The sequence below is a fragment of the Paenibacillus sp. L3-i20 genome, from assembly GCF_022180385.2.
Classification (GTDB): domain Bacteria; phylum Bacillota; class Bacilli; order Paenibacillales; family Paenibacillaceae; genus Pristimantibacillus.
The window spans coordinates 796247-810944 of sequence record NZ_BQME02000002.1; the positions used below are offsets into that span (position 1 = coordinate 796247).

Sequence of the window (14698 nt, forward strand, 5' to 3'; positions counted from 1 at the left end):
CATTAGGACTAGTTGTCGGGCAAAAATAATCATTTATGGGATCGCCTTCAATGGCGGTCTTTTTTAATAACTGCCACCACCCCGAAACAAATGGTTACAAACTTCGAAAACACTGCCTAGGATTTTTTAGTTATATAGAAAGTTTACATAGAAAGCTATTTACATTTTCCGGTAAAATTATAAATAGAAAATGGAAGGGCGTGATGTGTCAATGTTAAACAAGGTGGATATTATTCGGGATGAGAAGGCAAGAGCTTTCAACAAATTTAGTAGCTAAAGGAGACTTGATATTATTACTTATAACGATGTTGTTAAAATCGGTGATGCTTATTTGCTTCCATTAGTATCGGAGTTGTATGGGTTAGATGGCTATGAAATTAGTCTGGTTCAGGCACATGTCGGAGGGCGGAATGTCGCCTATAACTGTGAGAAAGAAGGCGTCGGGGCAAAAATCATCAGAATCGCCTTCTTAAATGGCAGGAGTCGAAACGATTTATTGGGAGAAGTAGAGTATATCAGATATTTATTCAAGCATGGCGGAAGTGTCTCTGATGTCGTCAGTTCCAATAAGGGAAATTTGATGGAAGAGATAACTCATAATAATCTCACCTATTATGTTTGCCTTTTCGAAAAAGCCAAAGGGAAAAAGATGGTGGATAATAACTTTCAGTATCGGGAAGGTGTTCCGATTACCGAATATTATTATAACTGCGGTAAAACCCTGGGGAAACTGCACCAATTATCAAAAGAATATACTCCAGTACAGCGTAGGTTTAGTTTTTTTGATATGTACAATGCAGGATTTATCGATAAACGGATACCCGACTCCTTATCACTGCTTAAGGAGAAGTTGGTAGAACTACTTAAAAGCCTAGAAAAATTGGACAGAGACGTTGAGTCTTTCGGAATGATCCATTTTGATTACAACGATGGAAATTACATGATAGATTTTGATACCGGGCAAATAACTGTATATGATTTCGATAATTCATGTTTCGGATGGTATATGTTTGACCTGGCAACTATTTGGTGGAATGGGGAGGGCTGGATACAATTTGAACCAGACGTCAGTAAACGCAAAAAGTTTATGGATGATTATTTTAAAATAGTTCTTGAGGGATATAGATCCGAGACCGAAATCGAAGATTCGATGTTGGATATGTTGCCCTTGTTTATCAAAGTAAACCTCATGGAATACATTTTAAGCGCATTTGAGAATATGCGGGACAATGATGAAGAGTTGAAGTGTGAGGAACAGTTGTCATACGTTATAAAATGTCTAGAAGACGATATTCCGTATATGGGATTTTTCCATGACATTTACTCTTGTGAAGAACCTTTTGAGTATGAGGAACGAAAAATTTAGTCTTGTATAACAGCCATAGATAATTTGTTAAGAGAGTTTCATAAGTTTTCTTTATAATAAAGGGGTGTCCCTTAGGTCGACATTCGACTTTTATGGGGACACCCCCCATTGAATTATTAGGTCAACCAAAGATTACTCATTGGCGTTCGTAAACGTTAATCAATGAAGATTACAACAAATTAATCATAAAGCTTCACATAAGGAGGACCACTACTGCTAGCTGTTAATACATAAAATTCTGCTCTGTTGTTAGTACCATCGACAAAGCTTCCGATGTTCTCCCATGTTTTACAACCGCCGCCTGAAGGTATCGTTTTTTGACCTGCATTTTCATCAGCATTAGTACCAGGATCATATTCCCGTAAAGTATAAGCTCCTCCTTTATCCGAACAAACCCTAAAATCATCACCTTTGGATTCGACGGTTATACTTTTGTAAGTAACTCCACCTTGATACGCCATCGTACCTTCTCCTACTTTTTGCCACCCATCCGTGCTCGCCGTTGAAAACGGAACTGCAACGATTGCGGATAAGGATATGGCCAATAACAAAGTACTAATCTTTCTTTTCGTTTTTTCCGAAGCTCTCACATTAATAACCTCCCAAAAGAAAAGTAGTTGCAAGGAGACTATAGCATAAAGAATAGTAAACTATAAATGGTAAAAAAGATATATTTTAGGTTTTATTTGAGCGCGAATCAGCTTTTTTCTATAGGTAGTTTGTGACGGTTTTTTTTGTCGAAAATGAGAGATTGACCTTGAAATGAGATTTTAATATCTTAATAAGTTAAATCTAAAAAGAATAGTGAGGATAATCTATTTAATAAGTACAAGCTGTTCTCCAGGCTGGAGAGCGAAACCTTCGATATCTTGCTCCTTCAACTGTTCGGTAAAGGCTGCAGCATCTTGCATAATACCCGGGAATGTACTGTGATGAACGGGGATCACATTTTTAGCTTGCAACCACTTTGCTGCAATCAAAGCATCATTAGGTCCCATTGTGTAAAAATCCCCGATCGGTAGTATAGCATAATCAATATCGTGGAGCTCGCCGAACATTTTCATATCTCCAAACAAAGAGGTGTCGCCGGCATGATAAAGCGTAATTCCATTCCAATCTATAATAAATCCGCCAGGCATACCTGCATAAATAATACTTTGGGATTCGTCCGATATGATAGAGGAGCTGTGGAAGGCGTGAACAAGCTTTGCTTTCGCAAATCCTAAGTCCACAGCACCACCAATGTTCATTCCGATCGTCTTCAGACCCTTCCAAGAGTAATAGGTAGCGAGCTCAAAATTGGCGACAATAGTTGCATCGTTAGCTCTAGCAATTGCTTCTGCATCAGCAGTGTGATCTGCGTGTCCGTGTGTAAGCAAAATGTATTGGACTTTAATGTCCTCTGGCTTAGTTTTGACAACTGGATTGCCGCTCAAGAATGGATCGATGATCATTGAGTGTTCGCCATTGGAGATCTGGATGCAAGAGTGTCCGTGAAAAACAAGATTCATTTTTTCTCCTCCTTATACTGTTTTTTATTCGTTTGAAGACAATGTGAGTATATTTATCATTTCTCTTGTTGTCAAATTGATGAAGTAATGAATTTTGAAGAAAACTAATGAAGTAGTACAAATCCACACAAAGTAGAACTATAAGGAGAAGTTAATCAAGGACGTTTTATAACGAATGATGACAGAAACGTAAATACACGAGTGCGAGGTTAATGTTGCCCGTTAATGTGAGCGAATGTTGTTATTCATCTCGTCGGCTCTTTAAGGGCATATTATTTGACATAGGGGGCAATTGTTTTTATTGGAACTAGCGTAATGTCAAAACATGACTACAAATGAACGTAAGAAAGCGATAAAATAACTCAATCTCTTTGTTTCAAAATTATTAAGGCATAAAGGAGTTAAACATATGACGGAATTCTGGGAATTAAGTTTTATAGAAAAGCAAACGATGTGGGGATTTGAGCCTACTGAGTCAGCAATCATGACTAAGGATTTTTTCGTAGAAAAAGATGTTACGGACATTTTGGTACCGGGTATTGGTTATGGCAGAAATGCAAAGGTTTTTATTGACAGTGGAATACATGTAACCGGAATTGAGATTTCAAAAACAGCGATTGATTTGGCGAGGAAAAACGGGCTTAATACGACTATTTTTCATGGTTCAGTAACTGACATGCCATTTGATAACAAGCTGTATGACGGGATATTTTGTTATGCACTTATTCACTTATTGAATGAAGATGAGAGAGAGAAGTTTATTAAAGATTGTTATCGTCAGCTAAAGCCAAACGGATATATGATTTTTACAACTGTTTCAAAAAAAGCGCCAATGTTTGGACAGGGCAAACAATTGGATACAGACTATTTCGAGATAATGGAAGGCGTAAAAATGTATTTTTATGATTCTGATTCCATAAAACGAGATTTTGAAAAATATGGATTGGTTGAGCTTTCGGAAATTGATGAACAAAATAAAAATATGAAAAACAAACCTTCAATACATTTTCTGATTGTAAAATGTAAGAAAAAAGCATAGAGATACTCGAATATTTCAATACTACTATTATGTAATTCAAGTATAAACAAAAGTAATTCTAGAACGAGCAAACAAAAAAAGATCGGGCTAGTTCATATGCCTGATCTTTTTTTGGATCGTCCTTTTGTTTACAATTTTATGTGGATTTTAAAAATGTTGTTGACAAGACACCAAATGGTGACCTAAAATTTAAATGTCACCAAATGGTGTCCAATCATGGGTTGGTCGTGTTTAAGAAATTGAGACTCGGATAAGTTTCACATAAAGCATGAGGATAGGACTGTAGTTTTTATCTATGACAAGCAAAGCGACATCTAAAGATATTACCGATGGTTTTAGTTTTTTATAGGGAGAAACTGCGCTCTTTAGAAGAAATGAAAATAGCAAATGTGAGCTGTTTCAGTTGAGTACAGCTTGCAATCTTAAAACAGGGAGATGGGGAAATGAGTTTTTTTCAAGATATGTTTTCAATATTCAAAAAGAGAGAGCTGTTATTTTTAGAAAGCCACAAAGAATCAGAAGATGTATATTCTTTTCTATTTGAAAAAGAAAAAGATTTAAACTGGAAAGCAGGGCAATATGGATTGTTTAGCATTACACATAAGACTATAAAAAATGCTACAAAGCCATTCAGTGTGGCATCTGCTCCTACAGAAAATATTGTAAAAATAACGACACGAATCAGTGATGATCCCAGTGATTTTAAGAAAGCATTATTAGAATTAAAACAAGGTATGAAAGTTAAGATGAGTGGGCCTGTGGGTTCTTTTAATCTGGAAGATAACAGCCCTTCCCTTCTAATTGCAGGTGGAATTGGCATAACACCGTTTCGGTCAATTCTAAAACAATTAGAGGCAGATGGAGCAGGAGAGCAGAAACAAATAAAACTACTCTATTTGGATGCCAAAAAGTCTTATCTCTACAAAGATGAACTTGAAGTAATAGCTAAAAACACTTCAACAAGTGTAACTTATCTAGATTCAAGAGATGATTTACAAGGGGAAATTGATAAGTTTAACGCATTATATAAAAACAACGGAAAATATTTTATTGCAGGACCAAAGTCATTGGTAGATTCTGTTTCTAGCTATTTACAGAGTAATAATGTTTCAAAACGGAATATTAAAAAAGATGCCTTTTATGGGTATTAGTTAAGAATGAATGCTGTCAAAAAGGACGAATTGTAATAATAGGTAGGTCAACCAGAGGTTACTGGTTGGCCTATTTTTATTTTTAGCCATCGAACGAATTAGGTTTTCTAAACTTTCTAAGGCATAAAGTTCTGACAAAGTAATATAGTTGAAACACTACCTTGACAGTCACAGTAGTGTGTCGTATTATACAAATACGGAGGTGATTATATGAGCGAGAACAAAATTACATCTGACCTGCTGCGAGGACATACCGATACGATGATATTACGGCTCTTGTCTGAAGCTGACCGCTACGGCTATGAGATTGTCAAGTTGATTGCTGAGCGCTCGGGTGGTCAGTATGAATTAAAGGAAGCCACCATGTACTCCAGCGTTCGACGGCTAGAGGTGGATGGTGATATCGAGTGGTATTGGGGCGATGAAACTCAAGGCGGACGGCGTAAATATTTTAAAATTACCGAAAAAGGTAAGACGACTTACGACCGCAACAAAAGCAATTGGGAGTATGCAAAACTCGTGTTAGAAAATTTATTATAAGGAGATTTGATGAGATGAATCAGAAATTGACGGATTATCTAAACAGCGTGTTTACGCCATACGATGAGGTGAAGAGCGTCACCGAATTAAAGTCCGACTTACACTCCGATTTGCAGGAGCGATATAGTGAACTGAGAGCCGAAGGCAAAACTGATGAAGCAGCGTTCAAGCTGACCATTGACAGTATTGGCGACATAGAACAGACGATTTTGGAAGTGGCCAATCTCTCCCGATCGCTGGAGCGGCAAGTGCTTACAAACTTTAATGCAAGCAACCTGGCAATGAGCGACTTTGCAGGCGTTACTGCTCATAAAGGACAGTTTAAAGGCAGTACGCTGCGCGGTTCCGATTTTTCGGGGGCAGATTTGACAGGTAGTTCGTTTAAGGGCAGCGATGTCCGTGAAGCCAATTTTGACGGTGCAAATTTGACGGATTGTATCCTTTCAACGCTTGATCTGGCAAATTCAAGTTTCAATAAGACAATCCTTCTACGAACCGATTTCAGCAAGTCGGGGCTGGAAGGAGCCAAATTCACAGGCACAAAAATGACCGATGTATCGTTTACGATGACCGATCTTAGAAAAACCGTTTTTGAAGGTTGTTTATTTGATGGCGTTGACTTCCAAATTTCAGACCTTACAGGACAATGTTTCGACGGGCAAACTTTTATTGGTGTTAAATTCGGAAAAGCGGGAATACAAGATGTTTCGTTCAGGGGAGCTACACTTAGAAGCGTATCCTTTCAGCCTCCGTTTACTTGGTCGAAGAAGTATTATCGCGCGATCAAAACGATCTGTTTTGATGGCGCAAAAATGGATAAACTTACCTTTGCTCTGCTCAAAGGGATAGATGCTGATGTATCCAAAGTTACAGTCATTTAAGAGGGGGATTCAAATGCAAACTGTGAAGACCAAGTCCATTCAAGTCATCGGACTACAAAAATCTTACAAGCAACTTCAAGTTCTTAAGGGTGTAGATTTCGAAGTGGAGAAGGGCAGTATTTTCGCCCTACTCGGCTCCAACGGGGCAGGTAAAACAACGGTTGTCAAAATCCTCACCACGCTCCTCAAACAAGACAGTGGAACTGCCACTGTAAACGGATTCGATGTTGCATCCAAACCCGATCATGTGCGGCAAGCGATCAGTCTAACTGGGCAATTCGCCGCTGTAGACGAAATATTGACCGGGCGGGAAAATTTGATCATGATTGCCAAATTGCGATACCTCAATAACCCGCGTGAGGTTGCGGATAACATGCTTAAACGCTTCGACCTGACAGAGGCCGCTAACCGCAAGGCGTCCACTTATTCGGGTGGCATGCGCCGCAGACTTGACATCGCTCTGAGCCTTGTGGGAAATCCCGGGATCATTTTCCTCGACGAGCCGACTACTGGGCTTGACCCCGAGTCTCGCATCGAAGTTTGGAAAATCGTCAAGGAGCTTTCCGATGGAGGTACGACTATATTCCTGACTACGCAGTATTTAGAGGAAGCTGAGCAACTTGCCGACCGAATTGCCATATTGCACGAGGGCAAAATTATTGCGAACGGAACGCTTTCAGAGCTCAAAAAACTATTCCCGCCCGCTGAGGTGGAGTACGTTGAAAAACAGCCTTCATTAGAGGAAATCTTCCTCTCAATCGTCGGGAAAAAGGAGAGAAAATAAATGGAAGCGACAAAGAAACACTTTTTCAGTGATATGGGCGTTATGCTTGGACGGTCTATGCGCCATATTTCCCGTAGTATGGACACCATCGTCACAGTCACTATCATGCCGATCGCCTTTATGTTGTTGTTCGTTTATGTATTCGGCGGTGCTATTGAAACTGGAACAGATAACTATGTGAATTATTTATTACCCGGCATCCTACTGATTGCAATTGCAAGCGGAATTTCTTATACGTCTTACCGTCTGTTCCTTGATGTGCAACGGGGAATAATCGAGCGGTTTCACTCCATGCCGATTTCACGTTCCACCATATTGTGGGGGCATGCACTGACTTCACTCGTATCTAATGCTATATCAGTTGTCGTCATTATTTTAGTAGCGTTGATTATGGGCTTTCGTTCATCGGCGGGATTACTGCCATGGCTTGCAGTAGGCGGTATACTCATGCTGTTTACTCTAGCGTTAACTTGGGTCGCGGTAATTGCCGGACTGTCCGCAAAATCCGTGGATGGTGCAAGTGCCTTTTCCTACCCGATTATCTTCCTACCGTTTATTAGCTCGGCGTTTGTGCCGACCGAAACTATGCCGTCTGTCGTTCGAGCTTTTGCCGAAAATCAGCCGGTAACCGCTATCGTGGAAGCCATTCGTGCGCTACTGTCAGGGCAACCAGTGGGCAATGACATTTGGGTTGCTTTATCATGGTGCATCGGGATTTTGCTTGTAGCTTATTTCTTTGCGCTGAGGGTTTACAAGAAACGAGTGTGAACTTAAAACAATAAAAAGCCAAGGAAGGGGAAATCACATGCAAAAGATTACAACTGAAGATTTTAGTTCGTCAGAAAATATGAAGGATGTTGCTCGCTTTTATAAAAAACTTACGGAACAACAAGAGCCGCGTTTCCGTTTAGACGATTATTATGGTATGGGGCCAGCCTGGCTTGCGATTCACCACGAGGATGTAACAGCTATTCTCAAAGATCCTCGGTTAATTAGAGATGTGCGAAGACTACAGCCTACACAAGATCAACCGGATTTAGAAGATCGATTTGAGAAGTGGGAATACGAGAAATGAAAACAATCATCTTGCCTTTGGTAAAGATATTCATCACTGCTTGGGTGCGCCACTTGCTAGATTGGAAGCAAAAGTTGCCTTTAGTACTTTGCTTAGACGATTTCCAGAATTAATATTGGCGAATGATCCAGATGAATTGGCTTATAACTGTAATGCTGTAGTACGTTACATCCCTAGTATCCCAATGAGCCTCATATAAGTAGTCATCTAACAAATCGATTAACGCTCGAGCATATATTCCGCATTCGCCTGTTATGAGCAGGACTCCGATTTCTAATTCTCTTGGATCCCTTAGAACATTAATTGTTTACACCCGCCTCTTAATCTCGCTATGCTTCCCGCTAGGGCTATTAATGAAAAAAAAGTATTAAACACGATTAATTAAAGTAACTTAAATAGAGGATGGAAGTTCATTTTATGAGCCAATTTCCTCTTTTTTTGTTTAATAAAATTATTAGATAGCAAGAAAAGGAGGTATGAAATTTGAAGATTAATAGAATAGTTCATGTGGGTGTAATCGTAAATGATCTCTCTGCTGCTAAAGAGTTTTTTCATTATTTTGGCCTTGAGTTGCAAGCGGAAAGGAGATTGGAAAAATTTAATTTTAATGGAAGTGTGTAATCAGACGGGAAATCATTTGAAATATGATAATGTGGGGTACATAACCCAAGCGAAGGCGCATGAGTGTACTCATTTTAGCTTAATGAGTAAAATTGCTATATAATTATTACAAGCAAAACATAGTAAACAAATATAACCTGGGCATACATTAAACAAAAACGGATAAATAAAGGAGCATATTATGACTGATCATACTAATCCTAAAGATTACCCAGTCTGGGCAAACGAGAAAGTTGAAATAATATCTCCAAGCTCTGAATGGATTGAAATAGGAATACAGGAATCCAAGCAATTAATTAATCTTCTTTCTCCACTTGGTATAATCGAAGTAGAGCATATTGGCAGTACTTCTGTTAGTGGTCTACCTGCTAAACCAATCATTGATCTAATGGCTAACTTGAGAACATTCGATGATATCGACAAAATAATTGAAGTACTATCTGACTATGACTGGCATTATGTTGCACCTGAATTGGATCTTAGGCCGTGGAGAAGATTTTTCGTTAAGGTCAAAAATGACAAAAGAATAGCCCATTTACATCTAATGTGTGAAGGTGAAGAACGTTGGAACCAGCAACGGTTATTTCGTGATAAATTAAAAAAAGATAAAAATCTGGTAGAGCAATATGCCACTTTAAAAATGGCCTTGTCACACCAATATAAAAATGATCGAGAAGCATATTCAGAAGCGAAAAAGAACTTTATTATAAACATTCTGAATTCATAATTTGCAAACCATCTAGTGGGGGTCAAGTGATTACTTTTGAAACCGTTGGAAAGCAATGAACAATGGAAAAGAAAGAGGTTTATATGAACAACTATCAATTAATTAGTGACTACAAGGACATTGAATCATTTAAAGAAAGCTTTAATGAATTGGATAAATTAGTATTTGGTCTTGATTTCATACATCTATCACTCATTAGGATGACGAAGACATCTATTAAGCTAAAGTCAAAGATCAAGATGGAGTACGATAATTAAAGGAGTGTTGCAGGTTGCAAAAATGGGCTTTCGTTATCTCGTTTTTTGTTATTGGCTTCATAATCTTGTGAATAAATTACGTTGATGAGAATACGAAAGCACGAAACTTACAAAACTCTATTGATACAAAATTTAAGCATGAGCTAAGCATTGTTCGCGATAGTTTTAGCGTGGTGATGAATGACTATGCATATCGATCCGTTTTATCGAGTGTTTCCAATGTCGCCTCTATTTCAGACTTAACCTCTTATGAGGAACAGAATGATAACTTGGATATTAGTTTGTATAATTTATATTTCTCTTTGAGAGAAGATAAGTCAAAAGATAAAGTTCTATCTCGTGCAGTTGAATTAAGAGATACATTTACGGTACTGGTAACAATTACGGACGGGTTCGGAAATACAGGCTCACGTTGGTCAATATATTACTATTGCTACATCAGGCTACACAGGAAACGTAGGATATCACTTGCATTTTGATGTTAACAATGTAAATGCTACGTATCCTACAGACTCTCAGACTATTAATCCAATGCAATTCTATCCTAGTATTTCTGGTTTTTCACTCAAAGACTCTGTTTCCACACAATCACATGAAGATCACGATCATAAACCCCATAGTAGCTTAGAATACTTTTATGTATATAACACCAAAGACGGTTATTTGTTGCAAAGAAAGATATCTTTATTTTATACATACGCAGAAATTGCTTTTTCTTTGATTAATAGCTATCAATACCTGTGAAATAATGACCATTACCTTAATCAACCGCACCTCTAAAATAGACATTAGAAAAAACCCCCGGATAATCTAAACAATTTCTGGGGGTATTTGATGTGGCGAAAAAAGAAGCAACTGAACAAATGCCCGAATGGATCGTTCACAGTGATCAAGGGAGCTCGAAACGTCTCAAACCTGCCACGATATGATAACGGAGGTTGTCGTCCAAATCAGCATATCACGCCTAAGGAATTGCTATAAAAACGCCTCTATGGAGAGCTTCTTAATAAATTAGCAACCTATTTATGTGATTTATTTAGATGAAGATTTAATTAGTTGCTCAGCGATGCTTTTCGATAGCGTTAACGTATTGATGTCTGAGGGCATTACATTTATATTAACCGTTTGTACATAATCACCACCAAGAGTACCACCAGTGAACGTTGCAAAACCTGGAGTGTTGCCACCATGTCCCCAGATTGTAACGCCATTGGCTAGCTTAGTTTCCATTATTCCCAATCCGTAATTACCAACGGGGGTTTCGACTCCTGTTAACATTTGTTCTAATGTTGATGGTTCTAATAACTTCCCACCAAGTAAAGCAATAAAAAACGTATTTAGATCATCCCCTGTAGAGATCATAGAGCCAGCAGCGTTTGCCCATGAGGGGTTTGTTTCTGTTCTATCTATTAATTTACCATCTAATTTGTGGTAACCCCTTGCGTGCTCCCCTGGAATAAATGAAAAGTCATCTGCTACATATGTGTTTGACAGTTTGAGAGGACCAATAAAACGTTCCCTTATTTGTTCATCGTAAGTTTGACCAGTAACCTTCTCAACAATCATCCCAGCTAATACTGTATTCGTATTAGAGTAAAGCCATTTTTCTACAGTATCGTCAAGATTCAGTTTCTGTTCATCGACAAGTTGAAGTACTACTGTGGCAACAAAAGTCTTCGTTATACTACCAATACGGAATGTAAAGTTGGTTTTCACAGGGCGATTATCGTAAATGCTCGCTTCTCCAGAAGCGTATGACCATTTCGAGCCTTTGTTTGACGATACGAAAATAACACCGGGTATATTTTTGTATTTTACAGCTTCATCGATGATGCGTTTGGCTTTGACATGAGAGCTTTGGATTTGAGGGCTAACTATTTGATCTACCGTATTCGCAGAACTACTGCCTTGTAAAGGTAATAAAAGAGCCCCTGCAATCATTAAGGAAACTGTAACAACAGAAACTTTGTTCATCATCATTTCTCCTTCTTGTACTGGAATTTTGTCAGGACTTTGTAATTTCCTGCAACTCCAACTTACCTCAGAAAATATAATGATTTAAAGTGACATTTCCACAAATCAACCCATTAATAATCACATGACATTTTATCACTACCTGATATGACAACCATTCAAGTAAAATGAAATTTCAATCCATAAAGGGGGGGAGGGATAGATAAACATGTGGGCGACTATAAAAGATTGGTATTGGTATGATTGGATGATAGTCATTATTCGTTTAATATGTTTAGTGAATATTTCAATTAACATTGTTATTTATTCTTCATGGACTCTGAAGTTAAATGTTTTTATGATTTTTATGACGGCAATCATTCTCACAATTCCTTTATTCATTAAACAAATAAGTAGAAAGTGGTATTTGATTTCTGAAATTGTATTGGTTGGTACCTATCATATTTATCTTTCCTCCGAGTGGGTGCAATCTCCTTTTCAATTTGCACTTATAGTTTTCATAATTGGTATGAGTAGTGATCGGAATTTGTATTTGTGGACAGCATTTCCTTGTATTTTTATAATTCCAGCCATTAATGGATTAATCGTTGGCGAATCTATTCAGTCAATTCTACTTTATTTCTTCCTTAATCATGCTGCAGTATTTATTATGGGATACGCATTCCAAATTCTCATGCAAAGCCACAAATTGATTAAAAAAATCGAAGATCAAAACAGAGTGTTAGAACAGCACCTCAAAAAGATTGAAGAACTTACGCTTATAGAAGAAAGAAATCGATTATCTCACGAGCTACATGACACAATTGGTCATACATTAACATCACTTGTCATTGGAATGGAGTCATTACGTACTTCCGCAACTCCGCATCAAATTGATCGGATCGAGACGCTAATTAATCTATCTCGCAATGGATTAACGGATATTCGCAAACATTTGCTTACGTTAACCACTACTGAGCATCATCGTTACTTAGGTGAGTCATTGCAGAAGCTTTCGCAAGAGTTTAGTGCTTCAACAGGAATAGAAATTAGCTTTCGTCTTATTGGGCATGAACTTCCGATCATGAAGCAAGTGACTTTTTGTATGTATCGTTGTTTGCAGGAATCACTAACAAATGCAGCACGTCATGGACAAGCGACACTTATTCGGATACAACTACATTTTGAGCGCCAAAACATTCGTTTACAAGTCGAAGATAACGGTAATGGGATTGCTGATCTCCAATTCGGATTTGGTTTATCTGGTATGAGAGACCGTCTAAACGAATGTTCGGGAAGTTTAAACGTCCATTCTGGTCTGTATGAAGGTACAGTTGTTGTTTGTACAGTCCCACTTCGAACTGCAATCACACAAGAGGACATTCAATTACTGCTTGTCGATGATCAAGTTCTTATAACAGATAGCTTAGAACATATTTTGGAGCAGCATCCAAACTTCTATGTAGTGGGAAAAGCTGCAGATGGGCTATGTGCATTGGAGAGTTGTGAGCAACAATTACCTGATATCGTACTAATGGATGTTCGAATGCCAGAGATGAGTGGACTAGAGGTTCTAAGTGAAATGAAGAAGCGATGGCCCAACCTTAAAGTAATCCTTCTAACCACTTTCGAAGATACTGCGCAAGCTATTGAAGCTATGCAACTCGGTGCAGACGGTTATATGCTTAAATCTATCCATCCTCGGGAGATGGTTGAAGCTATTAAGCAAATTAGCTGTGGTGGAACATGGATTGATCAAAGTGTAGTTGCCCAGGTAATCAATAAGTTGAATCATCAGCGGGTGAAGACGTTCAAGAAAGTGAATGAACAAGGTGATTTGCAGTATGGGATCACCAGACGTGAGATGGAGGTTTTAAAGCATTTGAATGATGGACTACGTTATAAATCTATTGCTGCAAAACTATTTTTGTCCGAAGGGACGATTCGTAATTACTGCTCTGCGTTATATACAAAGCTCGGAGTAAGTAATAAAGAAGAGGCAATAAAAAAGGCCAGATTAGATCAGTTAATCACTTAAATTAAAGTACTTCGATTATGATGCAAACAAAAATATCGGAACATTCATTTAAACGATCTATTCAACGTCGGTGCTTTACTATATTTTGTTGGAAATGTAATGGGAATACCTTGAATTTGTATAATATAGTTGGTACAATTTGGGGATCTCAACGTTGAGGGAAAACATCATTGAATAGAAGATCATATAAAGGAGAATATCAATTTTATGCTACTGGAATATTTAGAAGAATGGTCCTATATTGCTGTATTTCTTTTATCGGCAATCCCATGGGTTGAATCTGTAGTTGTTGTCCCTCTTGGTATCTACTTAGGATTAGACCCCATTATTGTAACGATTCTCGGTTTTCTAGGAAATTGGATAGTTGTATTGCTTATCGTAATGTTGTTTGATCGATTTAATCAATGGCGGGCTAGAAGACGTGCTGCCAAATACGGGCCAGATGATAAAGGAAAAGAAAAAGGGAAAAAGTACGAGCGAGCTCATAAAGTCTTTGTGAAATATGGTTTGCCTGGACTTGCTATTATTGGTCCAATTCTTATTGGAACAGATATAGTAGCGGCATTCGCTATGATCTTCCTTGCTCCACGTAATAAAGTAATATTGTGGATGACAATTGGTCTAGCTTTCTGGTCAATTGTAATAGGAGTAGTAACCCATTTCGGATTAGACTCTTTCGAGCTTATTCGCTCAGACCTATATACAAAATAAAGATGTTCCAAACAAAACAGTGCAAGTACAGGTCTAATACCCTA

17 protein-coding genes are annotated in these 14698 nt (G+C 38.1%); 14 read left to right on the forward strand and 3 right to left on the reverse strand.

Annotation, left to right across the window (positions count from 1 at the left end; all coding sequences use genetic code 11):
• Window positions 1-331: 331 nt before the first annotated feature.
• Window positions 332-1366 carry a phosphotransferase enzyme family protein gene (locus tag MFF31_RS16945; protein WP_238189451.1) on the forward strand — a complete coding sequence of 345 codons (1035 nt, stop codon included), beginning with the start codon at window positions 332-334 and terminating at the stop codon, window positions 1364-1366.
• Between the two features lie 179 nt (window positions 1367-1545).
• On the opposite strand, the gene MFF31_RS16950 is transcribed toward MFF31_RS16945, so the two are convergent.
• Window positions 1546-1956 carry a hypothetical protein gene (locus MFF31_RS16950; protein ID WP_238189453.1) on the reverse strand — a complete coding sequence of 137 codons (411 nt, stop codon included), beginning with the start codon at window positions 1954-1956 and terminating at the stop codon, window positions 1546-1548.
• Window positions 1957-2181: 225 nt separating this feature from the next.
• A complete protein-coding gene (locus MFF31_RS16955) occupies window positions 2182-2877 on the reverse strand; it encodes a metal-dependent hydrolase (protein ID WP_238189455.1) in 696 nt (231 codons plus the stop codon).
• Between the two features lie 409 nt (window positions 2878-3286).
• Here MFF31_RS16955 and MFF31_RS16960 point away from each other — a divergent pair, with 409 nt between their 5' ends.
• The 11 genes from MFF31_RS16960 (at window position 3287) to MFF31_RS17005 (ending at window position 9952) form a co-directional block, all read left to right on the forward strand.
• Complete coding sequence (locus tag MFF31_RS16960) at window positions 3287-3916, forward strand: class I SAM-dependent methyltransferase (RefSeq protein WP_238189456.1); 630 nt, start codon at window positions 3287-3289, stop codon at window positions 3914-3916.
• Between the two features lie 443 nt (window positions 3917-4359).
• A complete protein-coding gene (locus tag MFF31_RS16965; RefSeq protein WP_238189458.1) occupies window positions 4360-5067 on the forward strand; it encodes an FAD-dependent oxidoreductase in 708 nt (235 codons plus the stop codon).
• A 210-nt stretch (window positions 5068-5277) separates the two neighbouring features.
• Window positions 5278-5607 carry a PadR family transcriptional regulator gene (locus tag MFF31_RS16970; protein WP_238189460.1) on the forward strand — a complete coding sequence of 110 codons (330 nt, stop codon included), beginning with the start codon at window positions 5278-5280 and terminating at the stop codon, window positions 5605-5607.
• 14 nt (window positions 5608-5621) lie between these two features.
• Window positions 5622-6488 carry a pentapeptide repeat-containing protein gene (locus MFF31_RS16975; RefSeq protein ID WP_238189462.1) on the forward strand — a complete coding sequence of 289 codons (867 nt, stop codon included), beginning with the start codon at window positions 5622-5624 and terminating at the stop codon, window positions 6486-6488.
• Between the two features lie 13 nt (window positions 6489-6501).
• Complete coding sequence (locus MFF31_RS16980) at window positions 6502-7272, forward strand: ABC transporter ATP-binding protein (protein ID WP_282570504.1); 771 nt, start codon at window positions 6502-6504, stop codon at window positions 7270-7272.
• Window positions 7273-8040 carry an ABC transporter permease gene (locus MFF31_RS16985; protein ID WP_238189464.1) on the forward strand — a complete coding sequence of 256 codons (768 nt, stop codon included), beginning with the start codon at window positions 7273-7275 and terminating at the stop codon, window positions 8038-8040.
• Window positions 8041-8077: 37 nt separating this feature from the next.
• Window positions 8078-8347 (forward strand): cytochrome P450, encoded by a 270-nt coding sequence (locus MFF31_RS16990; RefSeq protein WP_238189465.1) that lies wholly within the window; start codon window positions 8078-8080, stop codon window positions 8345-8347.
• 40 nt (window positions 8348-8387) lie between these two features.
• On the forward strand, window positions 8388-8546 hold the full coding sequence (locus MFF31_RS25455; protein ID WP_375541363.1) for a hypothetical protein: 159 nt from the start codon (window positions 8388-8390) through the stop codon (window positions 8544-8546).
• A gap of 284 nt (window positions 8547-8830) precedes the next feature.
• Window positions 8831-8968, forward strand: a complete 138-nt coding sequence (locus MFF31_RS16995) for a VOC family protein (RefSeq protein ID WP_238189467.1) — start codon at window positions 8831-8833, stop codon at window positions 8966-8968.
• Between the two features lie 181 nt (window positions 8969-9149).
• Window positions 9150-9695: a GrpB family protein gene (locus MFF31_RS17000; protein WP_238189469.1), complete on the forward strand. Its 546-nt coding sequence runs from the start codon at window positions 9150-9152 to the stop codon at window positions 9693-9695.
• Between the two features lie 62 nt (window positions 9696-9757).
• On the forward strand, window positions 9758-9952 hold the full coding sequence (locus MFF31_RS17005) for a hypothetical protein (RefSeq protein WP_238189471.1): 195 nt from the start codon (window positions 9758-9760) through the stop codon (window positions 9950-9952).
• 1032 nt (window positions 9953-10984) lie between these two features.
• On the opposite strand, the gene MFF31_RS17010 is transcribed toward MFF31_RS17005, so the two are convergent.
• Complete coding sequence (locus MFF31_RS17010; protein WP_248565509.1) at window positions 10985-11932, reverse strand: serine hydrolase domain-containing protein; 948 nt, start codon at window positions 11930-11932, stop codon at window positions 10985-10987.
• Between the two features lie 202 nt (window positions 11933-12134).
• Between MFF31_RS17010 and MFF31_RS17015 the strand changes: the two genes are divergently transcribed.
• Together MFF31_RS17015 and MFF31_RS17020 are read left to right on the forward strand one after the other, a co-directional pair.
• On the forward strand, window positions 12135-13943 hold the full coding sequence (locus MFF31_RS17015; protein WP_238189474.1) for a helix-turn-helix transcriptional regulator: 1809 nt from the start codon (window positions 12135-12137) through the stop codon (window positions 13941-13943).
• Between the two features lie 207 nt (window positions 13944-14150).
• Entirely contained in the window at window positions 14151-14654 is a 504-nt protein-coding gene (locus tag MFF31_RS17020; protein ID WP_238189475.1) for a small multi-drug export protein, read from the forward strand.
• Window positions 14655-14698: the final 44 nt, after the last annotated feature.